The organism is Allosphingosinicella sp., from assembly GCF_046295735.1.
In the GTDB taxonomy this organism is placed as follows: Bacteria; Pseudomonadota; Alphaproteobacteria; order Sphingomonadales; family Sphingomonadaceae; genus Allosphingosinicella.
Genome location: NZ_JBKBMQ010000008.1, coordinates 13,385 through 38,738 on the forward strand (window position 1 = coordinate 13,385; position 25,354 = coordinate 38,738).

The window sequence follows — 25,354 nt, forward strand, 5'->3', positions numbered from 1 at the left end:
AGGCGCCCCCCAACCGCCAGAGGAACAACATGGCCGTCAACGCAAAGAACTGGCAGGAAATGAAGAAGCCCAACGCCCTCGAGAAGAAGGCCGCGGGCGACAGCCGCCGCCGCGCGACCTTCGTCGCCGAGCCGCTGGAGCGCGGCTTCGGCCTGACGCTGGGCAACTCGCTGCGCCGCGTCCTGCTCTCCTCGCTGCAGGGCGCCGCCGTCACCTCGATCAAGATCGAGGGCGTGCTGCACGAATTCTCCTCGCTCGCCGGCGTGCGCGAGGACATCACCGATCTCGTCCTCAACGTGAAGCAGGTCGCGCTGCGCATGGAGGGCGATCAGCCGCGCCGTCTGCAGCTGTCGGCCACCGGTCCGGGCGAAGTCACCGCCGGCCAGATCGCGACCACCGGCGACATCGAAGTGATGAACCCGGACCTCGTCCTGTGCCATCTCGACGAAGGCGCGACGCTCAACATGGAGCTCACCGCGGAGACCGGCAAGGGCTATGTCCCCGCCGCCTCCAACCGCCCGGCCGACGCGCCGATCGGCCTCATCCCGGTCGACGCGCTCTACAGCCCGGTCCGCCAGGTCAGCTACAAGGTCGAGAACACCCGCGTCGGCCAGGAGCTGGACTATGACAAGCTGACGCTTACCGTCGAGACCGACGGCACGATCAGCCCCGACGACGCGGTCGCCTATGCGGCCCGCATCCTCCAGGACCAGCTGCAGCTGTTCGTCCATTTCGACGACGCGCTGATGCCGGCCTCCGCCCCGACCGGCGGTCACGCCCATGCCGGCGCCGGCGTCGGCGCGGCCGACGCGGAGCGCGACGCCAACCAGCTCAACCGCTACCTCCTCAAGAAGGTGGACGAGCTGGAGCTGTCGGTGCGCAGCGCCAACTGCCTCAAGAACGACAACATCATCTACATCGGCGATCTCGTCCAGAAGACCGAGGCCGAGATGCTCCGCACGCCGAATTTCGGCCGCAAGAGCCTCAACGAGATCAAGGAAGTGCTGTCCAGCATGGGCCTGCGCCTCGGCATGGACATCCCCGGCTGGCCGCCCGAGAATATCGAGGAAATGGCCAAGAAGCTGGAGCAGGAATTGCTCGGGTAAAAGTGGTACTTCCACCCGGCTTCAGGGAAAGGGAAGGGTCGCCGAGAGGCGGCCCTTTTCTTTTGCCCGGACCGCGGCGAAACATAGGGCGGCTCGAGAGGAAAGCTGACCGGATGAATGCAAGCGGCATATACAACGTGAGTCATCGAGCCGCTGACCGGGGGACGGCGGCGGATTCCCGGCGACTGTACCCGAACTGCCCGGCTGCATGTCCGATGGCGAGACGCCGCACGAAGCGCTTGAAAACGTCTACGACGCGATCACCTGCTGGATCGAGGCTGCCGAGGAGATGGACCGACCCGTTCCGGAACCCCGCCTCCGCCGCTCTGCGGCGTGAGGAGATTCGGCGCTCGGTGGTAAAGCTCTGCGCCGCAAACATTGACCTCGACTGGTTCGACTATCTTCCCTCTCCGGTTTGAACAGCGTGATCATGTTCATCGCTCCGTCTTCAGGAGAGATCTGCTCGTTGTGCCGATGCAGGAGGCCGGGTCGTGAGCGAAGTGGGTCGCCTGTCTCCGTGCGCGGCCTTAGGCTCGCGCGGTGAGGCTGGCCGCTTTCTTTTTGCAGCGAGTTCATCCAAGGTACCGACGGAGGGGCAATGGCCAAGCTAAATCGAAAGCAGATCCAAGAAAGTGCAAGGCGCGTCCTTGAGGAGCGACCGGGCGGCATTCGTTGGTCAGACCTGCTCAAAACCGTTCACGGGCGAGATCCCGAAACGCCGTACAACAGCGTGCATGGTGGACTGCACGCACTACTGACGACCAGTTCTGACATCGTGAAGGTCGCCCGCGGTACTTATCAGCTCGCCAAATATGTTGATGCGGACTCACGTGAAGCTGTCGCCGAGGATCGAGCGGTTGCCGCCGAGGTGGTGGAGGTCGAGACAGAAGCGCATGAAACGGTGCGCTTCTCGGAAGCGGACTTCTATCAGAGTTTCGCCCAATGGCTAATCGACGTCGCCGAAGACGCGAACGAGGCGGTGTCGCTCGGTGGCAGCGTGCTCAGGGGCAAGTGGGGAACGCCGGACGTGATCGGGGTGCTAAAGCCGCGTGTCCAAGATCTTCTGAAATTCGAGCCACAGATTGTCGCCGCCGAGATCAAGATCGACCCGGGGCAGCCGGTGGTCGCCTTCGGGCAGGCGGTCGCTTACCGACTGTTTTCCCACAAGAGCTACATCGTCGTACCGAATACTACTAGCGAGGACGATCTTGGTCGGCTGAAGGCGCTGTGCACCATCCATGGGCTGGGGCTGGTAACCTTCACCCTTGATCCGGAGGCGCCGGACTATTCAACCCACGTGCTCCCCACGCAGGCGAGCCCAGACATGTTCTACACGAACCAGATGCTGCGCCGGCTGCTTGAGGCGGATTCCAAGCTCTTCAACAAGTTGTTCTAAACGAAGGAACTTCCCGTCGGCGGGAGAGGCAGGTTAATCCGTTTTCTCCATTGGTGAAATGAATGAACGGTGTCGGGCGGGATGGGGTCCGCTCCACACCGGGTCAAAAATGTCGGGATCGTTCCTCCTTCCAAGTTCCTACCGCCATAAGGGTTTTCACAAAATCTTGTGCGCTGCCCACGATGCGGATGTCGGCAGGCACTTCTCCCCCGTGCACGACCCTGATGCCAGCGAACTCATGCCAGCAGTGGTCGTCTCCCGTGGGGCCGCCGCTCCACTGATAGAGCTGCGGATAAAGCGCGGGCACCTCGATCTGCTCGGTGATGAACAGGCTGTCGTTTGCGAGGAAGCGAGCGCGTACCTGCTCCAGTTCCTCCTCAGTCAGCGCGCCCTCCAGCGCGACCGATCCGAACGCCTTGTAGTTGCCCGCGTCGCGGTAGAGATATTCGAACAGCGTGATCATGTTCATCGCTCCGTCTTCAGGACAGAAACTGCGCATTGTGCCGGCGCAGGAAGGCCGGGTCGGGCGCCAAGTGGGTGGCCTCCCTCAGCGCGCGGCCGTGATAGGGTGTGAAATAATCCCGGGTTGCCTTGCTCGCGCTTTGCAGCAGCTGTCTCGAAATCCGCACCTCTAGGTCCGGTGTCACCGTCATAAGATAGCGGTCGAAGGCGCGGTCGAAGGTGGCGGAGAGGCAAAGGCCGTTGCGCGGGTTGTGGCGGTTTGCGACGTCGCTTTTCCAGGGCGCGATGTGGCTGGCGTTGAGGAGCCGCGGATCGGCGATGCCGGTGACGCAACAGGCGTTGCTGAAATTGGCCATCACCGCGCGGCGGAAGAAAGCCTGGCCCAGGCGTTGCTCGATCTCCACGCGCGTGGTGGTCGCTCCGGCAGGGGCCTCGTAGGAGAAGGTTGCGCGCGATTCATGCAGGGCGTGGGGCGCCGGAGGCTGCTGCTCCTCCAAGGCGCTGGCGTCCAGAATGGCGCCGGTCCAATCTTTGTTGAACTCGGCCCAGATGGCCCGGTCGAGGGCGGAGGCGCCCTCCAGCCCCTTGCGCCCGGTGCGGGTGATGGCGGGATCAAGGCTCGCGAAATTGGCGAGCTTCATCGCCACCGAGGACGGCGTACGGCCGATCCGTTCGGCGAGCGCGATGATCTCGGGGTTGCCCGAATGAATCTGGCCGAACGGCATTTGGAAATAGAGGTAGAGGGCGCGCTTGGTCTCCGCCTCGTTCCATCTGACGCGACTGGCCACCCTGCCTCCATGGCCGGCATCGCCAGCCGGCCGAGTTCCAGCCTATTGTCGTTAGCGAAGGAGGCAAGCCTTTGCTTGGTGCCGCGCGAACCCCCACCCCACTTGCAATGTAGGAATTCGCCTGCGACCCTTCGCGGCAAGCGCTCTTTGACATCGTCTGCTCATCGGCCGCTCCGCCGCGCCCGCCGTTTCCGCGCCGGATGGACGAAGTTCGCACTTTTGGTTGCGCAACACGTGCATGAAGTGAAGTTCGACGCGAATCCGCGGGTTTTTCGAAGACGAAACCGCTGTCAGGTTCAGGTTCGGAGCCGGTTCAGCCCGGACAAGGTGCGACCAAGCCCGCGCAACCAAGCTTTTGCGCGCCCGCGGCATCTCAGATTTGGCGCGCCCGGCAGGTCCTTCGCGGGCGCCTTGCGGGCGTCCCGGCCTGCCGCCGCGTGGTGCGCGCCTTCAGTCGCGGCCGCGCTTCCTCGGGTGGCCGGTGGCGACGCCGCCGGACAGGCGGGCGACGTGGGGATAGCGTTCGGCGATCTCCGGCGTGTAGCCCAGGTTGAACACGGTCGGGCTCTTCTCCGGCCGCTCGGCGCGGTCGTAGAAGGTGCCGAACAGCTTGTCCCACAGGAAGGTGGTGATGCCGTAATTGCCGTTCTCGTCGTGGAAATGGTGCGCCATGTGCCGCTTCTTCATTTCCGCCAGCCACTTCGATTTCGGCTTGTAGGCGAGATGCTGGATGCAGTGGCAGAATTCGTAGAAGCAGGTGGTGACGAGGCCGGTGGCGAACGCCATCGCCGCGCCGCCGATCGCCGCTTCGGGACCCCAGAAGCTGCCGATGGCGTAGCCGATCGGGGCCGTCGCGATGGCGATGGTCGGCAGCGTCGTGTGGAGCGCGCCGAACAGCACTTCGAGATGATTGGGGTCCTGGTGGTGATCGTAGTGGATCCGCTTCCAGGTGGAGGCGAGCAGCGGCACCTTGAACATCCAGCGGCTGTGCAGCACCCAGCGGTGGAGGACGTACCACACCAAGGGATAGATGAAGCTCGCCACCGCGACCGTGACCAGCGTCGGCGCGAGCGGCGCCGGGCTCCAGGCGAAGACGCCCAGCGCCACGACGGAGAGCAGCAGATAGGCGATGATCGCCGGATACTGGAAATAGGCGACCACCAGTTCCTTCAACGTCATCTTGTCGAGATGATGTTCGCGCCTCCAGAAAGAGGGGCGCAGCGTATGTGCGAGTTTCACCTGGTTTTCCCTGTCATCGGCGCATGCCTGCCGCCATGCCGCTCCATATGTGAGCCGGTCATGAATTTGCAATGAGGCGGATTTCAGGCAGCCGAATGGCCGGAAGCGCCCTCGCGGTCGGCGACGATGCGATTGGCGAGCTCCCAATCCTGCATCCGGTCGACGTCGATCGGCCCTTCGGCGAAGGGGAGGAGGACGGGCGCGGTGCGCACGCCGATCGCCCGCGAGAGGAATTTGAGGAAGGTGCGCAGCTTCAGCAGCCGGCTCTTGTAGAGCAGGAAGGCGACGATTCCGAAGGCGCCGATCAGCCGCTTGGGCTTCTTGCCGAACTGCCCGCCCGAATTGAACACGCGCGGCGCGGCCATCGCCTTGGGCGTGAGCAGGGCATAGAGGTTGCAGCTCGAAAACTCGCCGTCGCGGAAGCGGTGGAAGGCCCGCGTCTCGCCCGGATATTTTTCGAGGATGTAGCGGGCGGGGGTGAGGCCCAGCGCGGCGTCCTCGCTCACCCGGTCCAGCGAGTCGCAGAAGTGGCGGACCATTTCCGGCGTGTGGAGCGCATTGTCGCCGGTGGTGATCATCAGCGGCAGCGCCTCGGGATGGGCTTCGGTGACCGCGCTGACGCTGGTCCCGATATTGGCGCGGGAGGCGACATAGGTGAAGTCGCCGGCGCCGGGCAGCACGGACAGGATGCGGCGCGCCTCGTCGGCCGCCTCCGCCTCGATCGAGATGATGATGCGCCCGACCCGGCCGCTTTCCGCGACCGCGCGCACCACGCGCAGCAGCATCGGCTCGCCGGCGATGTCGATGAAGGCCTTGTGGCTGACGCCGCCGGCCTGGGCGAGCGGGTCGCGATTGCCGCGGCTGGCGGCGAGGACGAGGGCGGTGTAGCGGCGGTCGCTCATGCCCGATCCCTAGCCCCGGCGGCCGGGGAAGTGAAGCCGAGCGGCGCCATCAGCGGCGAGAGATCGCCGAGCTCCGGCAGCCGCTCCAGCGCGGCGCGGAGCCGTTCGCGCGCGTCGCCGGGCATCGCGCCCGCGGCGCATCCCTCGAACTTCGCCCAATAATCGTCCATCGAGAAAGGGGCGGCGAGGCTGCCGACCGGCATCCGCACCCGGGTCTCGAAGCGCCGGCCGTCGGCGAGCCGCACCTCCACCTCGGTCGGGAATTCACCTTCGGCCTTGTCGACCGGGTGGCGGTGGATGCGGGGATAGAGCGCCCGCACGTCCGGCCGCATCGCCATGTCGCCTTCGAAGTCGCCGAGCCGGCAGCCGCCGTGGATCAGGGCCACCGCCAAGCCATATTCCAGCGAGAATTTGGCCTGAAGCGGATCCCGCGGGTCGGTGTACATCAGGTTGTTGAGGTGGCTGACCGGCGCCCGCACATGGATTTCGGCGACGTCTTCGGCGGTAAAGCCGTGGCGGTCCTTCAGCTCCAGCAGCCCGTCCATCGCCCGGTGCGCGCTGCCGCAATTGGGGAAGCGCTTCACCTTCAGCCCGCTCGACAGGATCAGCAGCGGATCGCCGACCGCTTCCGTTTCGAAGCGCAAGGTCTGGCCATGCTCGACATGGGTCAGGCCGTCGCGCAGCTGTTCATAGTCCGGCCCCACCATCAGCCGGGTCATGCCCGTCCGGCCGTCCAGCGTGTGCAGCCCGGCATTGATGCCGCCCCGCGCCATCGCCGCGGCCATCACGCCCGCCTTGGCGGCGAGGCCGGCATGGATCGGCTTCACCATCGTTCCGAACTGCGACATGAAGCCGGCGGCCATGCTGGTGCCGATCGACAGGGCGAAGCCGGCCTGCTCGGCGTCGAGGCGCAGCAGGCGGGCGCAGGCGGCGGCGGCGCCGACCGCGCCGACGGTGGCGGTCGCGTGCCAGCCGCGGTTTCGGTGGACCGGATTGACCCCCTGGCCGACCCGGCCGAGGATCTGGAGACCCGCGACATAGGCGTCGAGACAGTCGCGGCCCGACGCGCCTTCCTGTTCCCCCAGCGCCAGGATGGCGGGTGCGAGCACGGCGGTGGCGTGCGCCTTGGCCGGATCGAAATTGTCGTCGAAGTCGAGCGCATGGGCGGCCGTGCCGTTGACGAGCGCGGCCCAGGGCGCGGCGAGCTTCGCGCCGAAGCCGATCGCCGTCGACGGTCCGGCGCCCCACCGGGCCACCGTGTCGAACATGCGCAGGGTAACCGGTTCCGCGGCGCCGGGCACCGACACGGCCACGATGTCGATGAAGGCGCGGTGCGCGGCCTGCCAGGCGGCGTCCGGCCAGTCGGCGGGCGTCTCGGCGAGCCAGCGGCCGAAAGCGATGACGGGATTGTCCGACATCAGCGCCGAATAAGCGGACGGGCCCGGCTTGGAAAGCCTTCAGACCAGGCGCAGCTTGCGGGCGAAGGCGCCGAGCGCTTCGCGGTCCTCGCGCGGCAGGCCATGGCGCAGCGTCAGCCAGGTGGTGGCGCCCCAGATGAGATGGACGACGGCGAAGCGCAGCGGCCCGCCGGTCAGATATTCGGTGAGGCCCATCAAACCGACGCCCGGCAGCGCGATCAGCAGGCATTTCAGCACCGGCCGGTCGAACGGCGACAGGCCGTCGCTGGCCTTGAGCTCGATCGCGGCCGCCCAGGGCATGGCGACGGTCGCGACCGCGACGGCGATCGCCATGCCGAGCGTCCCCATGCCGGGCACCAGCCACAAGGCGAGCAGCGCCCAGACGGCGGCGCCGATCAGGCTGTTGAGCAGCGGCAGGCCGCGATGGCCGGTCATCTCGACGATGGTCGAGGCGGGTGCCGCCGCCGCCTCCACCGCGCGGGCGGCGACCAGCACATAGAGGAGCGGCAGGGCCGCCATCGCTTCCGGCCGATAGACGCTGAGCACGTCCCGCCCGGCGAAGGCGAGCAGGCCGGCGAGCGGGACGACCAGTGCCGTCGAGATGCGGCTGGAGAAGCTGTAGATCGCGCCGATCTGGGCGCGGTCGGCATGTGCCTGGGCCGACGCCAGCGGCGCCAGCACATATTGGAAGGACTGCCGGACGATGTTCGGCAGGGTGGACAGCTTGCGCGCGATTTCGAACAGGCCCGCCGCCGCCGCGCCCTGCGCGCCCGGCAGGAGCAGGTTCAGCACCACCGGCGGCGCGTCGATCAGCATCCGCCGCGACAGATTGGCGGGGACCAGCGCGGCGCCCGTGCCGATCAGGTCGCGCAGCGGCGCGCCGCCGACCGGCGCCGTCACCAGCAGGCGCAGGTAGTAGAAGCGGGCGAGCAGAGGCACGCACAGGGCGGCGGTCAGCGCCAGCGAGGCGAGATGGGCGAGCATCAGCCCCAGGCTCCCCAGGCCCAGTGCGAAGAAGCCGAGCGCGAACAGAATCCGCGCCACCTGTTCCCAGAAGATGCGCAGCCGGATCTCCGGCCCGAAGGCGCGTCGGGCGCGGGCCGCCGAGGTCGCGACTTCGACGAAGGTCCAGAGCGGCAGCGCCCACACGAACAGGGCGACGGCGGTGCCGAGCCGCGCCTCGTCCTCCGGCGCCGCCGAGAAGATGCCGGCGACCGCCCCCGCGTTCAGCGAGACCAGCAAGGCGATCAGCATGGCCGGGCCGACGGTGACGAGCAGCGCCGCCTTGACCGCGCCGTGCGCGCGGGCCTCGTCGCCCGCGGTGGGCACGATCCGCTGCAGGGCGAAGTTCATCGACAGGTCGATGAGGTTGGTGACGAGGTTCACCGCCGCCCACAGCACCACATAGATGCCGTAGGTGGCGAGGCCGAACAGCCAGATGTAGAGCGGCTGTGCGAGCAGCTCGATCGCCGCGCCCAGGCGGGCGAGGCCGGCGAGGCCGGCGCCCTTCGCGACTTCGCCCCGGGTGACGGCGGGTGGCCGGACCACTTATTCCTCGGTGCGGATCAGCACCGCTTCGCCGATCAGCAGGAACAAGGCGAACGGCCCCCAGGCGGCGAGGAGCGGCGGATAGGCGCCGAAGTTGCCCATCGCGAGCGCGAAATTGTCGGCCACGAAATAAGCGAAGCCCAGCCCCATGCCGATGACGGCGCGCACGAACAGCTGCCCCGAGCGGGCGAGGCCGAAGGCGGCGACGGCGGCGAGCAGCGGCATCAGCAGCGAGGAGAGCGGCCCCGAAATCTTGTGCCACAGATTGGCCTCGAGCCCGGCGGTCGGCCGGCCCGCGACCTTGAGCGCGGCGATGGATTCGCGCAGCATCCAGAAATCCTGCTCGTCCGGATTGACCCGGGCGAGCGTGAACTGGATCGGATCGACGCCCTCGCCGACGCGCAGGCTCGCCTCCTCGCTGCGCTCCGCCGAGGCGACGTCGAAGCGGGTCACCCGGTCGAGGCGCCAGGCGCCGCCTTCTGGACGGGCGCTATCCGCGGTGAGGACCGCCTCCAGCGTGCCGCCGCTGCGGTCGTAGACGGAAACGCCCGACAGGCGCGTGTCGGCCCCGCGGCCGCTCACCTGACGGGCGAAGAAGAGATCGTCCTCGTGCCGCACCCAGACGTTGGTGAGGATGCCGGTCTCCGGCGGCACCTCGCCATATTCGACCGCCGTCCAGGCGTTGAGCGCGGCGGTGGCGCGGGTCACGATCCGCTCGTTGAAGACGAAGCTGAACGCCGCGATGAAGATGCTGGCGACCATCAGCGGCGCGATGATCTGGTGGGCGGAGATGCCGGCCGCCTTCATCGACACGATCTCGCTGTTCTGGTTGAGCGTCGCCAGCGTGATGAGCGTGCCGAGCAGCACCGAGAAAGGCAGGAAGCGCTCGATCAGCTGCGGGATGCGCAGACCCACGTAGCGCCAAAGGTCGCTCTGGCTGTTGCCCTCGACCGCCAGGATGTCGCCCGATTCGCCGAGCAGATCGAGCGTCATCAGGATGACGACGAGCGCGGCGAGCACGGCGAGGCTGCGCATCACGAACAGGCGCGCCATGTAGAAGGCGATCCGCCGCGACGGGAAGAACTGGACGTTGATCATGCCGGCGCCAGCATCCGCCTGCGCTTCGGCCCGAGCCGCAGCAGCCGCGCGACCGCCTTGCCGGATTTGGAGAAGGCGCGTTCGAGCGCGCCGATCGGCTGCCCGCCGGGTCGGTGGGCGAGGGTGTAGTACATCCACACGATCAGCCCGCCGAACAGGAAGAAGGGACCCCACAATGCGAGCACCGCGTCCACCCGGCCGAGCGCGGCCATCTGCTCCCCATATTGGTTCACCTTGTGATAGGTGACGACGAACACGATCGACAGGAAGATGCCGAGCCCCGACGTGCTGCGCTTCGGGGGAACGGCGAGCGCCACGGCCAGCAGCGGCATGAACAGCATCATCACGATCTCGACCGCGCGATAGTGGAAGGTTGCCCAGGACGAGATCCGCAGCGCCTCAGTCGCCGCCGGGTCGAAGCTCGTCCGCCACAATTCCGGCAGCGTCATCTCGCGCGTCCCGTCGCCGCGGCCGCGGAACGCCTCGATCGCCGGAAGATCGATCGGAAGGTCGTGGCTGGCAAAGCTCAGCACCCGCGGCGCGGGATAAGAGGGCGCGTTGTGGACCAGCCGCCCTTCGGACAGCCGGAAAATGATCGTGTCCGGATCGTCGGTCGCGAGGAAGGTGCCGCTGTCGGCGGTGACGGCGAGGCTGCGGCCGTCGCGGCTTTCGGCGCGGACGAACACGCCGTGCAGTTCGCGGCCTTCATTCTCGCTGCGTTCCACCCGCAGCGTCATCCCGCCGCCCAGATTGGCGAACTCTCCGACCCGGATCGAGGCGCCGAGCGCGCCGGAGCGGAGTTCGAAGCGCAGCCGTTCGTAGCCGTAGCGCGCGTCCGGCTGCACGAAGCCGACGATGGCGAGGTTCAGCCCCATCAAGGCGATCGCGAACAGAAACGGCACGCGCAGCAGGCGGCCGTAGGACAGGCCGACGCTGCGCAACGCGTCGAGCTCGGAGGAGATGGCGAGCTTGCGGAACGCCATCAGCACGCCGAGCAAGAGTCCGATCGGAATGCCGAGCGAGAGATATTCCGGGATGAGATTGGCCAGCATCCGGAACACGACGCCGACCGGCCCGCCTTCCGACACGACGAAGTCGAACAGGCGAAGCATCTTGTCGAGCAGCAGCAGCATCGCCGCGAGCGTCAGCGTCGCGACGAGCGGCACGAAGATGAGCCGCGCGAGATAGCGGTCGATCTGCTTCCCCATCGCCATGGCCGGGGATGTGGCAGGGAGGGGCAGGGAAGGCAAGGACGGCCCCTGCGCTTTACTTCGCGGACGGGGCGCCGCGAGGGAACAGAGTAGCCGCGGAACCGTATGGATCATCGGGCCGGGGGCGACCCGCCACGAGGAGCGAATTTCCCATGAAAAGCTTGATGATAGCCGCCGGCGCAGCGATGCTGCTGGGCGGATGCGCCACGAACGCGCGCGACTCCGGCATGGCCGGTCCCGCCGCCATGGCGATGAGCGAAGCGGCCCGGATGTATATGCGCATGGCGAGCAGCGGCGACATGTTCGAGATCGAATCGAGCCGCCTCGCCCTCCAGATGTCGCGCAACGAGGCCGTCCGGTCCTTCGCACAGATGATGATCGCGGATCATACCCGCATGTCGAACGAGATGATGGAGGCCGCGCGCCAGGCCGGGCTGGAGCCGCCGCCCATGCAGATGGCGCCGCACCATGCCGACATGCTCAACCGCCTGCGCGCCGCCGGTCCGAACCAGTTCGACATGATGTACCACGACGCCCAGGTGGCGGCGCACCAGGAGGCGCTGAACCTGCACCGCGGCTACGCGTCCGCCGGCGACAATCCGACGCTCCGCGCGCTCGCCGCCCGGGCCGCGCCGGCGGTCGAGATGCATCTCGGCCAGCTCCAGACCCATGGCACGCATATGCGGACGGCGCCGATGCAGCCGCAGCCGCAGGCCGAGCCGCCGCGTCGGCGCGCCGGCGAGCGCGGCTGACCGCGCTCTTCCCGTTCCGCTCCCCGCCTCGGCCGAACCGGCTCAGCAGGCGGCGGCGCGGAGCGGGACGCGCAGGACGGGGCGATTCTCCTCGTCCTCGACCTCGATCCAGCCGTTCAGCGTCGCATCCTCGCGGGCGAGGCGGGCGCGAACGACCTGGCGGGCGCGGGCGGCGGCTTCCCAGCGGGCGACCTGCGCGTCGCGGCAGCGGCGGCCGACGAGATCGATCTCGGCGCTCTCCTCGGCGCGGAGATTGAAATAGTAAACGGGCATAATTGTACGTCCCCCTCCCTCACCCGGCAATTAGCCGCGCGCGCGGCCGCTGTCACTCCGCCGCAGCCGCGATTCGCCGCCGCCAGCGCTCAATCCGCCTGAGGCGCGCAGGCGCTTTCGTCGGCGATGATGGCGCTACGCAATTGCTCGATCACCCGCAGCACGCCCACCGTGCTGGAGATCGGCACGCTGTCGCCGAGCCGCAGCGTCACCGCGTCCATCACCCGTTCCGCATCGTCGAGCGCGCCGCAGATGATCGGCCCGAGATCGTCCCGCTCGGCGGCGAGGCGGCGGAGAACGGCGATCAGCACGGCCTGGACGGCCAGCGTCTCGGCATGGATCGCGGCGATATCGGCGTCCTCGGTCATGGCGGGACGCCTCTGCCACGAAAAAGGCTATTCCGCCAGCCGCTTGCGCAGCGGGTGGCCGGCGCGGGCGGGCGCCACCGCGTCGGCCGACGCGGTGCGCGGGGCACCGGGCTGGCTGGCGCGGCGCAGGTCGCCGGGCGACAGCGGCTGATAGAAGCGGCAGCCCGCCAGACCCGCCGACACCCAGATGACGAGCGCGCGGACCGGCTCCAGATGGCCGATCTCGATCCAGATCTCGTCGCGCCGGGCGATAGCGCCGGGGGCCGTGAAGCGGCAGCCGGAGGCGCTGATGTCGACGATCCGGATGGGGGCGGCCGGCGCGCCGAGCGGACGGACCTTGCCCGGCAGCGCCACCGTCTCGCGCGGCGAGGCGCGTTCGTTGCAGTTTTGCGGAAAGCTCAGTTCGCCGCCGAGGCCCATATTCGCTCCTGTCGCCCCGTCCCGGCAAAGCTTTTAGGCTTCAGGGGTTTGCGGAAGGTAAAGATGCGCCCAAAGCCACAATCTTCCGGCCTTCGCCACGATTTGGCCGCGATGGTGCGCCACCTTGATCCTCGGCGGTATCCCGGCGGGCGGGGCCGCGGGAGAATGGTCGATGCGTCTAAGGGTGGCGGCATAATGGCGCGGGTTGCACTCCTGTCCAATCCGCGGTCGACCGGCAACCGGTCGCTGCTGCCGCGCGTCCGCAGCTTCTGCGCCCGCAATCGCGACATCTTCCACTACGAAGTGGAAAGCGTCGACCAGATCGGGACGGCGCTCGCCACGATCGCGCGCGTGGAGCCGAGGGTGCTCGTCATCAACGGCGGCGACGGCACGGTGCAGGCGGCGCTCACCGAGCTTTACCATGGCGGCCATTTCGAAGGCGCCCCGCCGCCGATCGCCGTGCTTCCGAACGGCAAGACCAATCTCATCGCCCATGATCTCGGCGCGTTCGGCGATCCGCTGGTGGCGCTGGAACGGGTGCTGACGCTCGCGAGAAGCGAGGATCTGAGCGACCACATCGTCTCGCGCGAACTCATTTCGCTGAGCGAGGGGAACGGGGCGGCGCGGCCGGTGCTGGGCATGTTCCTGGGCGGGGCGGGGCTCGCCGACACCATCCTCTATTGCCGTCACAAGCTCTATCCCTGGCTGCCGAACGGGATCGCCCACGGCGTGGCGCTGCTGCTCGGGCTCGTGTCGATCCTGATCGGCCGGGCGCCCGCCTTCCTGCCGCCGCGTCCGGAGCCGCTCAAGGTGTCGGTGCTGAAGAGCGGCGAGCTGCAGGGCCGCTTCGCCTTCCTTATGGTGACGACTCTCCAGAAGCTCCTGTTCCGCGGCAACATGCCCGGCGAGGGGACCCGCGCGGGCGTGATGCAGCTCCTCGTGATCGAACGGAACCTCTGGGCTCTGCTCTCCGCGCTGTCCGCCGCGGTGCGCGGCCGGCTGGGGCGCGGCACGCTGCGCGGCGTGCATCTCGAAAGCGGCGACGAAATCCGCATCGAAGGCGATCATTCCAACGTGATCCTGGACGGGGAGCTCTTCGAGGCGCTGGCCGACCGGCCGATCGTGCTGAAGCCGACCGCGCCGGTCCCGTTCCTGAAGCTGGCCGCCTGAGCCGCCGCCGAGGCGATGACCGCGCCCGCGCTCACCGAGCTGGTCGCCGGCGAGCTTGCCGGACCGATCGATCCGCGCGCCGCCGCCATGGCGGAGGCGATCGCGCGCCGTTACGGGTCCGCCGCCCGGGCGGTGCTGTTCTACGGATCGTGCCTGCGCGAACGCGCGCTCGACGGGCTGATGCTCGATTTCTACCTGATCGTCTCCGACTACCGCGCCGCGTTCGGCAAGAGCTGGCTGGCGCCCGCCAACCGCCTGATCCCGCCCAATGTCTTCCCGTTCGAACATGACGGGCTGATCGCCAAATATGCCGTGCTGAGCGAGGCGGATTTCCACCGGCTGTGCGGGCCGGAGACGCTGTCCGTCTCCGTCTGGGCGCGGTTCGCGCAGCCGGCGCGGCTCGCCTGGGCGGCGGACGAGGCGGCATCCGCGGCGGCGGTGGGCGCGGTGGCGCGCGCGGCGCCGACCCTGCTCGCCGCCGCCCGGCCTCTGTTCGGGGGCAGAGAGGCGCTCGATCTGTGGCGCACCGCCTTCGCGCTGACCTATTCGGCGGAGCTGCGCGCCGAGCGGAAGGGAAGGGCGGGATCGGTCGTCGATGCCGATCCGGACCGCTATCTGCGCTTCACCGGACCCGCGCTCGTGGCCGCCGGACTGGGGGAGAAAGCGGAAGCGCTGCGTCCTGCGAGCGCCGCCGAGCGCCTGAGCGCGGAGCGGCTATGGGCGCGGCGCCGGCGGGCCGGCAAGGCGCTGTCGCTCCTCCGCCTCGCCAAGGCGAGCGGCACTTATGCCGGCGGGATCGATTATCTCGCCTGGAAGATCAACCGGCACGCCGGCACCGCGATCGAGCTGGCCGACTGGCAGCGGCGCTGGCCGATCCTGGGCGCCCTGACCCTGCTGCCGCGTCTGCTGCGGCAGCGCGCGATCAGGTGAAGCCGGGGGTCAGCGGCCGGCGGCCGCGCGGGAGGCGGCGGGCAGTTCGCTGACGCGGTGCGAAAGCGCGGCGGCGACGGCGTCGGCGAGCGCGCTCACCGTGAAGGGCTTGCGCAGGATGTCGTAGCCGCTGAGATCGTCGGCATCGCCCGCCTCGCCGACATAGCCGGTGACGAACAGCACGCCGAGGTCGGGGTGGCGCCGGGCCATCGTGCGGATCAGCTCGGGGCCGGTCATTTCCGGCATCATCACGTCGGTGACGACCAGTTCGATGCGCCGGTCCTGATCGAGGATCTCCAGCGCCTCGCGGCCGCTCGCGCAGGCGATCGGCACATAGCCCAGCTCCTCCAGCGCGGTGACGGTGGAGCGGGCGACGCGGGGATCGTCCTCCACCACCAGGATCACGGCGCCTTCATGGCTGGTCTCGGGCGCGGCCGAATGGGAGGCCGCATGCTCCTCGCGCTCCGCCACCTGCTCGGCCGCCTGGCGGGAGCGGGGCAGGTAGATGGAGACGGTGGTGCCGCGGCCGACTTCTGAATCGATCGCGACGTCGCCGCCCGATTGGCGGGCGAAGCCGAAGATCTGCGAGAGGCCGAGGCCGGTGCCCTTCCCGACCGGCTTGGTGGTGAAGAAGGGCTCGAACACCCGCTGCAGATTTTCGGGCGAAATGCCCGATCCGGTGTCGGCCACGGCGATGCGGACATAGTCGCCGCCCGGAAGCTCGCCGACCTCCCCGTCGGACAATGCGATATTGTCGACGGTGATGCTGAGGTCGCCGCTTCCCTCCATCGCGTCCCGCGCGTTGACGCACAGGTTGAGGATCGCATTCTCGAGCTGGTTGGCATCGGCCCAGACGTGCCAGGGCTGCTCGGCGAAGCGGGTGCGGACCTGGATGCGCTCGCCGATCGTGCGGTCGATGAGGTCGTGCATGCCGTCCACCAGCTCGGACGGCGCGATGCCTTCGGGCAGCAGCGGCTCGGCGCGGGCGAAGGCGAGCAGGCGGCGGGTCAGCGCGGCGGCGCGGTTCGCGCCCTCCATGGCATTGTCGAGCTGCGCCTCCACATCGGGCGACGAGCCGCGCAGGCGCCGCCGGGCAAGGTCGAGGCCGCCGACGACGACCGCGAGCATGTTGTTGAAATCGTGCGCGATGCCGCCGGTCAGCTGGCCGACCGCCTCCATCTTCTGGACCTGGCGCAATTTCTCCTCGGCGGCGGCGCGCTCGCCGGCTTCCGCCATCAGCCGATCGTTCGCCTCGCGAAGCTCCCGGGTCCGCTCCCGCACCGCTTCCTCCAGCGCCGAGGCGCGGTAGGATTCGGTCTCCGCCTCGGCGCGGGCCCGCTGTCCTTCGGTCAGGGCGCGATAGGCGGCAATCCCCAGCAGGATCGCGCCCACCCCGACCAGCACGCCCAGCCAGCCGAGCCATTCGGTCAGCCGGTCCGCCTGCTGCGCGAAGATGCGCGTCTCGGCCGTGCGGTCGGCCAGCCGCGTCCGTTCCGCGGCGGCGATCTCCTCAAGCTGGGAGCGCAGGGCCGGGAGCGTGGGCGACTGTCCCGCCTGGTAGAACAGGGCAATGCCGCCGCTGCCCTGGCGGCGCGAGGCGGCCGTTGCCGCGGCGGCAAGCTCCTGCCCGCGCTCGTCGTAGAGGCCGCGCAGCTCCGCGACGCGGCCGGACTGGTCGGCGTCGCCGCGCACCATGCGCTGCAGCTGGCCGATCTGCCGCCCGGCGAGCCGCCATTCGTTGTAATAGATGGTGCCGGTCGTCTGCTCCTCGTCCAGCACATAGCGGCCGAGCGCCGCTTCGGAACGGGCGATGGTGGCGTCGACGGTGCGGGTGAGGAGGATGAGGTCCTGGGTGTGCCGCTCATAGGCCATGGCCTGGTCGCGCGCGCGGTTGGTGATCGTCACCATCACGATCAGGCCGACGAGCAGGATCGTCGCCAGCAGCGCGCCCACGCTCGCCCAGCCCCGCCGCCACGACACCGCGCCGCCTCCGCCGCCCGTGACGTCCATCCTTTCGTCCGACATGGCGCGGAAACTAGATCAAGGCGCGCGCCATGGGAAGGCGGCGCGGGCGAGGCGGGATTCGCCCCGTCCTTGTGGCGGGGCCGCTCAGCGTCCGAACAGCTGCGGGTTGCGCTCGATGAAGCGCCGCGCCCAATCGTCGACATAGGCACGGCGGCGGCGGCGCAGATAACGCCAGCCCGCCAGGCTGACGACCGCCGCGCCGATCGTGTCGACGATGAGGTCCCACATCGTGTCGGTGAGGCCGGACGGATCGCCCAGCATCGGCTTTTGCATGTTGGTGCCGAACATCTGGTCCATCGCGAATTCGAAGATTTCCCACAGCGCGCCGATCCCCACCGCGAAGAAGAAGGCGAACAGGGCGAGGAAGGCGGGCCGCATGTGCAGATCGACATGCTCGTTCTCGTTCAGCATGTAGACGATGAGGAAGCCGAGGAGACCGAGCAGCAGCCCCGCCGTGCCGTGCAGCACCAGGTCCCACCACCAGAAGCGCTCGTAATAATCGTGCACCTCGCCCAGGAAGAGCGTCGCGAAGATGAACAGGATGGCGAGCAGCTGAATCTCGCTCGGGATGCGGACCGGCAGGCGGCGGGGAAAGAGGACCGGGATCAGGATCGCCGTCATGATCGCCGCGACCAGGAAAGCGTGCAGCCAGCGGCCGCGCAGCAGCAGCAGGAAGAGCTCGACCGCCATCACCGACTGAAGGATGGCGAGGACGATGATGTGGGCGCGGCGGGCGGGATCGTGACGCGTGTCGCTCATGCGCCGGCTCATGCCCCAAAAGATCGCGCGGAGCCAATCGGGCCGGCATCTGTTGATGGGGCATGCCGGAAACCAGGACCATCGCGCTGCCGCACGGGCGCAGCCTTCACGCCGTCACAGCGGGCCGGGGCCCCGACCTGCTCCTCATCCACGGCGCGGTCACCACGCACCGCGACTGGCTGGCGGGGCCGTTCGACCGCCTCGCGCGCCACCACCGGGTGACGGCGGTGGACCGCCCAGGCCACGGCAAGAGCGTGCGCCGGCGTTTCGAGGGCAGCCCGCACGACCAGGCGAATCAGATCGTCGAGGGGATGGACGCGCTCGGCATCGGCCGGACGCTGATCGTCGGCCACAGCTTCGGCGGCACGGTGGCGCTGTCGCTGGCGGAGCGGCATCCGGAACGGGTGGCGGGGCTGGTGCTGATCGCGCCGCTCGCCTTTCCCGAGCCGCGGCCGCTCGAACATCTGCTGATCGCCCCGCGCGCCCTACCGGTTGCCGGTCCGGCCTTCTCGCGGCTCGCCGAGGCGACCTTCGACCGGCCGCTGCTGGAAGGTGTCCACATGCTGATGTTCTCGCCGCAATCGCCGCCGCCCGAATGGAAGGCGGGCTATGCCTATGACGAGGTGCTCGCGACCGGGGCGATGGTGGCGGAGGGAGAGGACACGGCCGCGATCATGCCCTTCTCGCCTGAAGCGCTGATCCGGCACGACCGAATCGAGGCACCGACCCACATCCTCACCGGAACGTCGGACCGCGTCGTCAATCCGGCCGTTCACGCGCGGCCGCTGGCCAGGCTCATCCCGAACGCCCGGCTGACGGAGCTGCCCGGGATCGGCCACATGGCCCATCTCTGCGCCGCCGATGAAATGGTCGCCGCGATCGAGGAGATGGGGGCGCTCGCCGGCTGACGGCGTTCGCGTCAGTCCCAGAGTTCGCGGCGGTAGCGCGCGAAGCAGCGGGCGCCGCATTCCAGCCTTATGAGCGCGCCTTCGGCGATCGCCGTGGCACGCGCCGGATCCTCCGTCACCAGCGGGCGCAGCGCCTCCCGGTTCCAGTCCTCGCTATGCTTGACGTCGAGCACGGAGTGGAGGGTGAAGTAGCGCCGCTCCTTGTGGCTAAAGCCCAGCCGCTCGAGGCCCTTCGCGGTGGCGGCGGATCGGCCGGGGGCGGTGAGTTCGATCGCGCCGAGCGCGCCCACCGAATGCCAGGCATAGCGGCGCGAGGTTGCCATCGCCGTCATCGCATTGGCGAGCGCCAGGCTTTCCATCACCGTTTCGTCGATGTCCGGGGCGATCTCCAGCGTGTCGATCAGGACGTCGAGCATCGGCCCGTGCATGCCCTTGGGATTGCCGCGGCCCATCTCGTCCCAGTAATTGCGCGCCAGCTCCAGCTTGGCCCGCACCGGCAGCTTCACCTGGGTCATCGCGACGAGATCGTCGAAGCCCGCTTCGCCCGCCGCTTCCTGTTCCAGGAACCAGCGCATCTGTGAGAGGTCGGCCTTTTCGGCGATCCAGGGGAAGAGCGGGTCGCCCTGGCCGGGGCCGTCCTCCTGCAGCGCTTCGAACCAGGCGATGAAGCCGTCGGGGTCGGTCGGCGCCTCGGCGGCGCGCGCGGCGATGCCGGCGCGCAGCTCCTCCAGGAACGCGCCTTCCAGGCGGAGCATGGCCGTGTCCCGCTCCAGCTGCTTGCGCCAGTCGGGAGTTGGGAAGCCCGGGGCCAGCCGCTCATGGTTCCAGCGCGCCAGGCTGCGCTGGAAGTCGTCGGAAAGGAAGGTGGGGACGTGGGAGGGCTGATCGGGGCGCAGACGGGTGGCCATGGGAACTCGTGCTGAAGAAGGAAGCGTGCCTCTCAACCGATCAGCGGAGGCGATGTTCCGGGGCAGGGCGCCCGCCGTGAGCGGCGGGCAGTTCCTCCTTCAGCTTGCATTCACACTGTATTAGCTATATGAAGCACCACTTCCTGCAACCTGTTTGAACGAGAGCGGTGGTCAAACTCCCTGTCCTGCGCCTGCCGACATTTGTGCGGCAGCATATCTGGAGCTGGCTGGTGCTCGCCACCGTCGCCGGCCTCTATATGCTCGCGGGGATCAGCGTGGCGATCGACAAAAGCGGGCCGCAGGTGCGCGGCGTGGCGGCGAGCGCCGCCGTGCCCGCCTTCCGCCCGGGCGAAGCCGCGGCCCCGCCGGCGCCGGAGCCGCTCGCCTTCAAGGAAGTGACTCCCGAGGATGCGGTGGCGTGGAACGCGTCCATCCCGCTGTCCGACACGCCCAATCCCGCCGCGCGTCCCTTTGTGCTCGCCGCCGCCAGCGAGGCGGACCGGCTGCGCGCCGTCGAATGCCTGACCGCCGCCGTCTATTACGAAGCGGCGATCGAGGGCGCCGACGGCCAGCGCGCGGTGGCGCAGGTCGTGCTCAACCGGGTGCGCCACCCAGCCTATCCCTCCACCGTGTGCGGCGTCGTGTTCGAAGGGGCGGAGCGCCGGACCGGCTGCCAGTTCACCTTCACCTGCGACGGCGCGCTCGCCCGCACGCCGCATGCCGACCTCTGGGCGCAGGCGAAGCGGATCGCCGAGGAGGCGCTGGCGGGCAAGGTCTATGCCCCGGTCGGCTGGTCCACCCATTACCACACCAACTGGGTCGTGCCTTACTGGGCGGCGAACCTGGTCAAGGCCGCCAATGTCGGCACCCACATCTTCTACCGCTGGGAAGGCGGCTGGGGCCGTCCGCCGGCCTTCACCGGCCGCCATGCCGGCGCCGAACCCGCGCCCGCCAAGATGCGCGGCCTCACCGCCGCTCCCGCCGAACAAGCCCTGGCCGAGGCCGAGGCGAAGGACGCCGCCGCGGCCACCGCTGCCGCCCAGGCGCAGGCGGCGTTGCCGCAGCAGCCGGGCGCGGCGGCCGGCGCGGTCGACATCGCACAGCGGCCGATCGTGCGCCGCTACGAGCCGCTGCGCCGCGAAACCGCGACCGCAATCATCACCGAACGCGCCGCCGGCGGCGCGGACCGCCTGACCGCCAGCCAGCGCTGGATGCTGACGGGCGAGGGCACGGCCACGACGGAGCCTCCCCTCGGCCGCCGCGCCGAACATAACGAAGCAGCGGCACAAGCGGGCGGCCGCTAGCAGGCGCGCGCCCCAGTTCCCCTCCCGGGGTGCAGGGGGGGGAGTGAGTCGTTGCACCCGTTCAGAAGATGCGCCAGCCGAGCCGTAGCCCGGCGCCCATGTCCGCCGCGCCCGCCGACAGGCCCGCGCTGCCGTAGAGGCCGAGGCTCAGCCGGTCGCCGAGCCCGGCGTTGAGGCCGCCCGAGAGCTTCTGTTCGTCGGGAACGAGGGGGCTGACGCTCTGCGCATAGCCATAGGCCAGCTGCGCCCGCACCCGCGGCGCGAGCTGCGCGGCGACGCCGCCGCGCGCGAACAGGGCGTTGCGCAGATCATAGCCTTCGGGATCGCCCGGCATGGCATAGCCGACCGCCACGAAGGGCGTGACGTCGCCGATGCGCTTCGACGCTTCGGCCGAGACGCTGAGATCGGCCGCGCCGGTGCCGAGCCCGCGGGCGGCGGTCGGCAGCTTCGCCTCGCCCGCGAGGCCGAGTTCGATGCCGCCGGGCACCGGGAGGCGGTAGCCGGCGCCGATCCGGAGATCGCCGACCCCTTCCCGCACCTCGCGGGTCGGCGGACGGGTCGGATCGATCACGATGGGGAGGCCGAGCAGCCCGCCGCCGCCGCCCACGACATTGCCCGGCGCTTCCTGGCGGTGCCACGGCAGCTGCGCCGAGAGGCTCAGCCGATCGCCGTCGATCCGGACGGCATTGTTGACGGTCAGCGTCTCGATGCGCTGGCCGGTGCCGAATTCGCCCTGTTGATGCTCGACGCCGGTCGACAGCTCGGCGCGCGGGGCGGCGAGCGCCGGCGCGGCGGCGAGCACGAACGGGATCAGCGACAGATATTTCATGCGTTCCTCCTCTGGTCGGAAGAGGAACGAGGGGGCGGGGCGGTTTAATCCCAGCCGGCGTCGCGCGCCCGCCGCTCCGCGTCGGCATCCAGCGGGGCGTCCGCCATCATGTCCTGCGCGGCCTGGAGGACGAGCGCAGCGCCGCTTCCCGCCTGCCGATATTCGCCGCCGGCGCGCGGCGCCGCGGCGGTCATCACGACCCGCCAGGCGCCCTGATCGCGGCAGGCGAGGCCGGCAAGGGCGTCGGTGTCGAAGCTACGGCAGATCCGCCCGTCCTCGGCGGAAAAGGTGACGCCGATCCGGGTGGCGGCGTCCACCGGCTGCGCCGAGGCGAGCTGGGTGTCGAGCGCGCGCGCGAGCGGCCCCTGCGCCACCATCCCCCCGTCCTCCACGGCGATCGGCCCGCTGCCGCCCGGAACGAGCTGCGTCGCCAGCATGCCGACCACGAAGGTCGCCGCGATCGCCGCGAAGTTGCGAGCGTAAAGCCAGGGCCGGCGCCGCTCCCGCGCCGCGGCGAAATCGACGATCTCGGCGCCCGGCTCCGCGACACCCAGCAGGGTCCGGAACCGTTCCGGCACCGCTTCGTCGGCGATCGGGGCATAATGGCCGGCGATGCGCGCGCGCAGCCGCCGTTCCGCCTCCGCGCGGGCCGCGAGCGCCGGATCGGCGGCGATCGCCTCCTCGACCTCGCGCCGGGCGGGGGCGTCGAGCTCCCCGTCCACATAGGCCATCAGCATCTCGTCCGTCACCGCCGCCATCATGCCGCCTCCAGCATTCGGGCAAGCGCCTGCCGGCCGCGCGTCAGGCGCGAGGTGAGGGTGCCCATCGGTATGTCCAGAATGTCCGCCGCCTCCTTGTAGGCGAGCCCTTCGACGAGGACGAGCGCGATCACTTCCCGCTGCTCGGCGGGGAGGCGGTTCATCGCCTTGTCGACGTCGTGCATCTCGGCGGCGCGCTCGATATCCTCGTTCGCCGCGACGCCGACCGACAGGCCCGCTTCCTCCGGCGCGAAGGTCTGCGCGCGGCGAGTGCGGCTGCGCACCTCGTCGATCCAGCAATTGCGCATGATCCGCATCATCCACGCATCCAGTCTCGTTCCCGGCTGCCACTGGTCCCGCGCCTTCAAGGCGCGTTCCAGGGCGACCTGCGTCAAATCGTCGGCATCGGCCGCATCGCGGGCAAGCGAGCGCGCAAACCGGCGCAGCCGGGGCAGCAGCGTCAGCAGCTCGCGCTCGAAAGCCTGCAAGAGGCGGGTCTCCAATGCCTGTTCGTGGAGGAAACGTACCGGGCCATCCGTTTCATCCTGAAGCAAGGAAAAATATGGCAAAGGCGGCGCGATGCGGCTCGATCGACGAATGAAGACGGCCCTGGCGGCGGCGCTGGCGGTGCTGGCGGCGGGCGGCGCGGGCGCGCAGCTCCTGCCGAGGCTGCCGCAGGTGCCGGACGTCGGCGGGATCGCGGCGGAGGTGGGCCGCGCGGGTGACCGCGCGCTCGGCCTTGCCGACGGCGTGCGGATGAGCGCGCGCGAGCTGCTCCAGGCGCGCGACCTCCGCCTGCGCGAGCTGGTCCGCGCGAACCCCGAACGGCTGGAGATGACGGAGCTCGGCCCGGCCGTGCGCGGCGAGATCGTGGCGGTGGACCCGGATCCGGCGGGGCTGGCGGCGGCCGCGGCGGCGGGCTTCCGCATTCTCTCCGACGAGCGGATCGAGGGGCTGGAGCTCAGAACGGTGGTGCTGGAAGCGCCGCCCGGCCTCGCTCTCGCCCGCGCGCTGCGCCAATTGGCGCGGCTGCTGCCGGGGACGGAGCTCACCGCCAATCACGTCCACATGCAGAGCGGCGCGGCCGTACTCCCGGCGATGAGCGCCGCCGCCCTGGCGCAATCCGGTGGCGGGGCGGCGGGGGCGGTGCGTGTCGGGATCATCGACGGCGGCGCCGCGGCCCATCCCGCGCTCGCCGGCCCGGTGCAGCAGCGCGGCTTCGCGGCCGGCGCCCCCCGGCCCAGCGCGCATGGGACGGCGGTGGCGTCGCTGGTGGCAGGGAGCGGCATGGTGCGCGGCGCGCTGCCCGGCGCGCCGCTGCTCGTCGCCGATGTCTACGGCACCGATCCGGCGGGCGGCAGCGCGACCTCCGTCGCCCGCGCGCTCGGCTGGATGGTGGAGCAGCGCGCACGGGTGGTGGCGATGAGCCTCGTCGGTCCTCCCAATCCGCTGGTCCGCCGCGCGGTCGGGGCGGCGCAGGCGAAGGGCCTCTATATCGTCGCGGCGGTCGGCAATGACGGCCCGGCCGCGCCTCCGGCCTATCCCGCTTCCTACGACAATGTGATCGCCGTGACGGGCGTCGACGGGCGCGGCCGCGTGCTGATCGAGGCGGGGCGCGCGCGCCGGCTGGATTACGCCGCGCCCGGCGCCGACATGGCCGCCGCCGGCGGGCGCGGCGTGGTGGCCGTGCGCGGCACCTCTTATGCGGTGCCGCTGGTCGCCGGACGGCTCGCCGCCCATATCGGCGGGCGCGGCGCGCCGATCGCGGCGCTCGACGCCGAAGCGGCGGCCCGCAACAACCGCGCCTTCGGCCGCGGTCTGGTCTGCGGCCCGTGCCGCACGCCCGTTCCCGGAAAATAATCGCACGCCCGGGATTAAAGCCGGAGTCCGTCTCGTTTGCCCTTCGAAGGATCAAGGCAAAGGAGACAGAGCCATGAAGTTCAATCTGACGATCGCGACCGCCGCCCTCGCCCTCGCGGCCGTGCCGGCTTCGGCCCAGCTGCTCGGTGGCAGCGGCGGCGGCCTCGGCGGCTCGCTGGGCGGCGCCGTGCAGGGCACGCTCGGCGGCACACTCGGCGGGCAGGGCGCCGGCACCGGCGGCGGGCTCGGCAAGACCGTCGACGGGACGGTGCGCGGTTCCGGCCAGGCGCGGGTCGATCGCCGCTCCGGCCGCGCCGACGTCGGCGCCGATGCCGATGGCGGTCTTGGCGGCGCCGTGGACGGCGCGCTCGGCTCCAACCGCGCGTCGGGCAGCGCGGGCGCGCGCGGCTCGGCCGGCGCCAATGTCGGAGCGCAGGGCGTCGGCACCGACTTCATCGGCCAGACGGTCGGCGGAGTCGCCGGGACGGCGCGCGGCGCGGGCAATCTCGCCGGCTCGGGCGCGGCGCAGGGCTCCGGCTCCGCTTCCGGTCAGGGCCAGCTCGGCCTCGGCCTCGGCAATCTCGCCGCCGCCGGATCGGCCGCGGCAAACGCGGCCGGCGCGCTGTCGGTGGCGCCGGGCATGATCGTCCGCGACACGTCGGGCCGCGCGATCGGCACCGTCCAGGATGTCCGCGCCCGCGCGAACGGTGCGGTGGACAGCGTGCTGGTGGAGGTCGGCAACCGCACCGCCGAGCTGCCGGCCGACAATTTCAGCGTGTCGGGGGACGCCCTCGTGTCCGCGATGGGCCGGGCGGACGTGCGCCGCGAGGCGCGCCGCCAGGACTGAGGCCGGAGCCGACAGCCTGAAAGGATGCGAGCGGGCGCCGAAGTGCCCGCTCGCATCCTCGCGCCCGGGAGCGGT

General features: G+C 69.9%; 26 protein-coding genes and 1 pseudogene. 10 read left to right on the top strand and 17 right to left on the bottom strand.

What is annotated here, in order from left to right:
• Positions 1–29: 29 nt before the first annotated feature.
• The 3 genes and pseudogenes from ACK4K7_RS08750 (at position 30) to ACK4K7_RS08760 (ending at position 2,502) form a co-directional block, all read left to right on the top strand.
• Complete coding sequence (locus tag ACK4K7_RS08750) at positions 30–1,106, top strand: DNA-directed RNA polymerase subunit alpha (protein WP_431865263.1); 1,077 nt, start codon at positions 30–32, stop codon at positions 1,104–1,106.
• A 184-nt stretch (positions 1,107–1,290) separates the two neighbouring features.
• Positions 1,291–1,443 (top strand): annotated as a pseudogene (locus ACK4K7_RS08755) (type II toxin-antitoxin system HicB family antitoxin); the annotation flags it as partial.
• Between the two features lie 261 nt (positions 1,444–1,704).
• Positions 1,705–2,502, top strand: coding sequence for a hypothetical protein (locus ACK4K7_RS08760; protein WP_431865264.1), 798 nt, complete (start codon positions 1,705–1,707; stop codon positions 2,500–2,502).
• A 103-nt stretch (positions 2,503–2,605) separates the two neighbouring features.
• Here ACK4K7_RS08760 and ACK4K7_RS08765 read toward each other — a convergent pair whose 3' ends face one another.
• The 8 genes from ACK4K7_RS08765 to lptF all read right to left on the bottom strand — a co-directional run bounded on the left by ACK4K7_RS08765 (position 2,606) and on the right by lptF (position 11,171).
• Entirely contained in the window at positions 2,606–2,965 is a 360-nt protein-coding gene (locus ACK4K7_RS08765; protein ID WP_431865266.1) for a hypothetical protein, read from the bottom strand.
• Positions 2,966–2,981: 16 nt separating this feature from the next.
• Positions 2,982–3,689: an HNH endonuclease gene (locus tag ACK4K7_RS08770; RefSeq protein ID WP_431865268.1), complete on the bottom strand. Its 708-nt coding sequence runs from the start codon at positions 3,687–3,689 to the stop codon at positions 2,982–2,984.
• Positions 3,690–4,202: 513 nt separating this feature from the next.
• Complete coding sequence (locus tag ACK4K7_RS08775; RefSeq protein ID WP_431865522.1) at positions 4,203–4,931, bottom strand: sterol desaturase family protein; 729 nt, start codon at positions 4,929–4,931, stop codon at positions 4,203–4,205.
• 143 nt (positions 4,932–5,074) lie between these two features.
• Positions 5,075–5,893 (bottom strand): NTP transferase domain-containing protein, encoded by an 819-nt coding sequence (locus tag ACK4K7_RS08780; protein WP_431865270.1) that lies wholly within the window; start codon positions 5,891–5,893, stop codon positions 5,075–5,077.
• Complete coding sequence (locus tag ACK4K7_RS08785) at positions 5,890–7,311, bottom strand: MmgE/PrpD family protein (RefSeq protein WP_431865271.1); 1,422 nt, start codon at positions 7,309–7,311, stop codon at positions 5,890–5,892. Before ACK4K7_RS08785 ends, ACK4K7_RS08780 begins: the two co-directional genes overlap by 4 nt.
• A 39-nt stretch (positions 7,312–7,350) precedes the next feature.
• Positions 7,351–8,859, bottom strand: coding sequence for a lipopolysaccharide biosynthesis protein (locus ACK4K7_RS08790; protein WP_431865273.1), 1,509 nt, complete (start codon positions 8,857–8,859; stop codon positions 7,351–7,353).
• Entirely contained in the window at positions 8,860–9,954 is a 1,095-nt protein-coding gene (lptG, locus tag ACK4K7_RS08795; RefSeq protein WP_431865524.1) for an LPS export ABC transporter permease LptG, read from the bottom strand. It lies immediately after the preceding gene.
• Positions 9,954–11,171: an LPS export ABC transporter permease LptF gene (gene lptF / locus ACK4K7_RS08800; protein ID WP_431865275.1), complete on the bottom strand. Its 1,218-nt coding sequence runs from the start codon at positions 11,169–11,171 to the stop codon at positions 9,954–9,956. The genes lptG and lptF overlap by 1 nt, the downstream gene beginning before the upstream one ends.
• 149 nt (positions 11,172–11,320) lie before the next feature.
• Here lptF and ACK4K7_RS08805 point away from each other — a divergent pair, with 149 nt between their 5' ends.
• Positions 11,321–11,920: a DUF4142 domain-containing protein gene (locus tag ACK4K7_RS08805; RefSeq protein ID WP_431865277.1), complete on the top strand. Its 600-nt coding sequence runs from the start codon at positions 11,321–11,323 to the stop codon at positions 11,918–11,920.
• A gap of 42 nt (positions 11,921–11,962) precedes the next feature.
• Here the strand turns inward: ACK4K7_RS08805 and ACK4K7_RS08810 are convergent, their stop codons facing one another.
• From ACK4K7_RS08810 to ACK4K7_RS08820, 3 genes are all read right to left on the bottom strand, one after another.
• Positions 11,963–12,193, bottom strand: a complete 231-nt coding sequence (locus ACK4K7_RS08810; protein WP_431865279.1) for a DUF6894 family protein — start codon at positions 12,191–12,193, stop codon at positions 11,963–11,965.
• 89 nt (positions 12,194–12,282) lie between these two features.
• Positions 12,283–12,561: a hypothetical protein gene (locus ACK4K7_RS08815; protein WP_431865280.1), complete on the bottom strand. Its 279-nt coding sequence runs from the start codon at positions 12,559–12,561 to the stop codon at positions 12,283–12,285.
• A 27-nt stretch (positions 12,562–12,588) separates the two neighbouring features.
• Complete coding sequence (locus tag ACK4K7_RS08820) at positions 12,589–12,981, bottom strand: PilZ domain-containing protein (protein ID WP_431865281.1); 393 nt, start codon at positions 12,979–12,981, stop codon at positions 12,589–12,591.
• 195 nt (positions 12,982–13,176) lie between these two features.
• On the opposite strand from ACK4K7_RS08820, the gene ACK4K7_RS08825 reads away from it, so the two are divergent.
• Both ACK4K7_RS08825 and ACK4K7_RS08830 read left to right on the top strand, forming a co-directional pair.
• Positions 13,177–14,151, top strand: a complete 975-nt coding sequence (locus tag ACK4K7_RS08825) for a diacylglycerol/lipid kinase family protein (RefSeq protein ID WP_431865283.1) — start codon at positions 13,177–13,179, stop codon at positions 14,149–14,151.
• A 15-nt stretch (positions 14,152–14,166) separates the two neighbouring features.
• On the top strand, positions 14,167–15,081 hold the full coding sequence (locus ACK4K7_RS08830) for a hypothetical protein (protein ID WP_431865284.1): 915 nt from the start codon (positions 14,167–14,169) through the stop codon (positions 15,079–15,081).
• Positions 15,082–15,090: 9 nt separating this feature from the next.
• On the opposite strand, the gene ACK4K7_RS08835 is transcribed toward ACK4K7_RS08830, so the two are convergent.
• Positions 15,091–17,106: an ATP-binding protein gene (locus ACK4K7_RS08835; protein ID WP_431865285.1), complete on the bottom strand. Its 2,016-nt coding sequence runs from the start codon at positions 17,104–17,106 to the stop codon at positions 15,091–15,093.
• 84 nt (positions 17,107–17,190) lie between these two features.
• On the bottom strand, positions 17,191–17,877 hold the full coding sequence (locus tag ACK4K7_RS08840; RefSeq protein ID WP_431865286.1) for a hypothetical protein: 687 nt from the start codon (positions 17,875–17,877) through the stop codon (positions 17,191–17,193).
• A 50-nt stretch (positions 17,878–17,927) separates the two neighbouring features.
• Here ACK4K7_RS08840 and ACK4K7_RS08845 point away from each other — a divergent pair, with 50 nt between their 5' ends.
• Positions 17,928–18,773 carry an alpha/beta fold hydrolase gene (locus ACK4K7_RS08845; protein WP_431865287.1) on the top strand — a complete coding sequence of 282 codons (846 nt, stop codon included), beginning with the start codon at positions 17,928–17,930 and terminating at the stop codon, positions 18,771–18,773.
• 11 nt (positions 18,774–18,784) lie between these two features.
• Here the strand turns inward: ACK4K7_RS08845 and ACK4K7_RS08850 are convergent, their stop codons facing one another.
• Positions 18,785–19,681: an iron-containing redox enzyme family protein gene (locus tag ACK4K7_RS08850; protein WP_431865289.1), complete on the bottom strand. Its 897-nt coding sequence runs from the start codon at positions 19,679–19,681 to the stop codon at positions 18,785–18,787.
• Positions 19,682–19,848: 167 nt separating this feature from the next.
• Here ACK4K7_RS08850 and ACK4K7_RS08855 point away from each other — a divergent pair, with 167 nt between their 5' ends.
• Positions 19,849–20,985, top strand: coding sequence for a cell wall hydrolase (locus ACK4K7_RS08855; RefSeq protein ID WP_431865291.1), 1,137 nt, complete (start codon positions 19,849–19,851; stop codon positions 20,983–20,985).
• A gap of 61 nt (positions 20,986–21,046) precedes the next feature.
• On the opposite strand, the gene ACK4K7_RS08860 is transcribed toward ACK4K7_RS08855, so the two are convergent.
• The 3 genes from ACK4K7_RS08860 to ACK4K7_RS08870 are packed head-to-tail and all read right to left on the bottom strand — an operon-like array spanning position 21,047 to position 23,060.
• Positions 21,047–21,814 carry a transporter gene (locus ACK4K7_RS08860; protein ID WP_431865292.1) on the bottom strand — a complete coding sequence of 256 codons (768 nt, stop codon included), beginning with the start codon at positions 21,812–21,814 and terminating at the stop codon, positions 21,047–21,049.
• A gap of 44 nt (positions 21,815–21,858) precedes the next feature.
• Positions 21,859–22,575, bottom strand: a complete 717-nt coding sequence (locus ACK4K7_RS08865; RefSeq protein WP_431865293.1) for a zf-HC2 domain-containing protein — start codon at positions 22,573–22,575, stop codon at positions 21,859–21,861.
• The gene (locus ACK4K7_RS08870) at positions 22,572–23,060 is read right to left on the bottom strand and encodes an RNA polymerase sigma factor (protein WP_431865294.1); all 489 of its coding nucleotides are present in this window, start codon (positions 23,058–23,060) and stop codon (positions 22,572–22,574) included. The genes ACK4K7_RS08865 and ACK4K7_RS08870 overlap by 4 nt, the downstream gene beginning before the upstream one ends.
• Before the next feature lie 109 nt (positions 23,061–23,169).
• On the opposite strand from ACK4K7_RS08870, the gene ACK4K7_RS08875 reads away from it, so the two are divergent.
• Both ACK4K7_RS08875 and ACK4K7_RS08880 read left to right on the top strand, forming a co-directional pair.
• Positions 23,170–24,432 (top strand): S8 family serine peptidase, encoded by a 1,263-nt coding sequence (locus ACK4K7_RS08875; RefSeq protein WP_431865296.1) that lies wholly within the window; start codon positions 23,170–23,172, stop codon positions 24,430–24,432.
• 73 nt (positions 24,433–24,505) lie between these two features.
• Positions 24,506–25,279: a hypothetical protein gene (locus ACK4K7_RS08880; protein WP_431865298.1), complete on the top strand. Its 774-nt coding sequence runs from the start codon at positions 24,506–24,508 to the stop codon at positions 25,277–25,279.
• Positions 25,280–25,354: the final 75 nt, after the last annotated feature.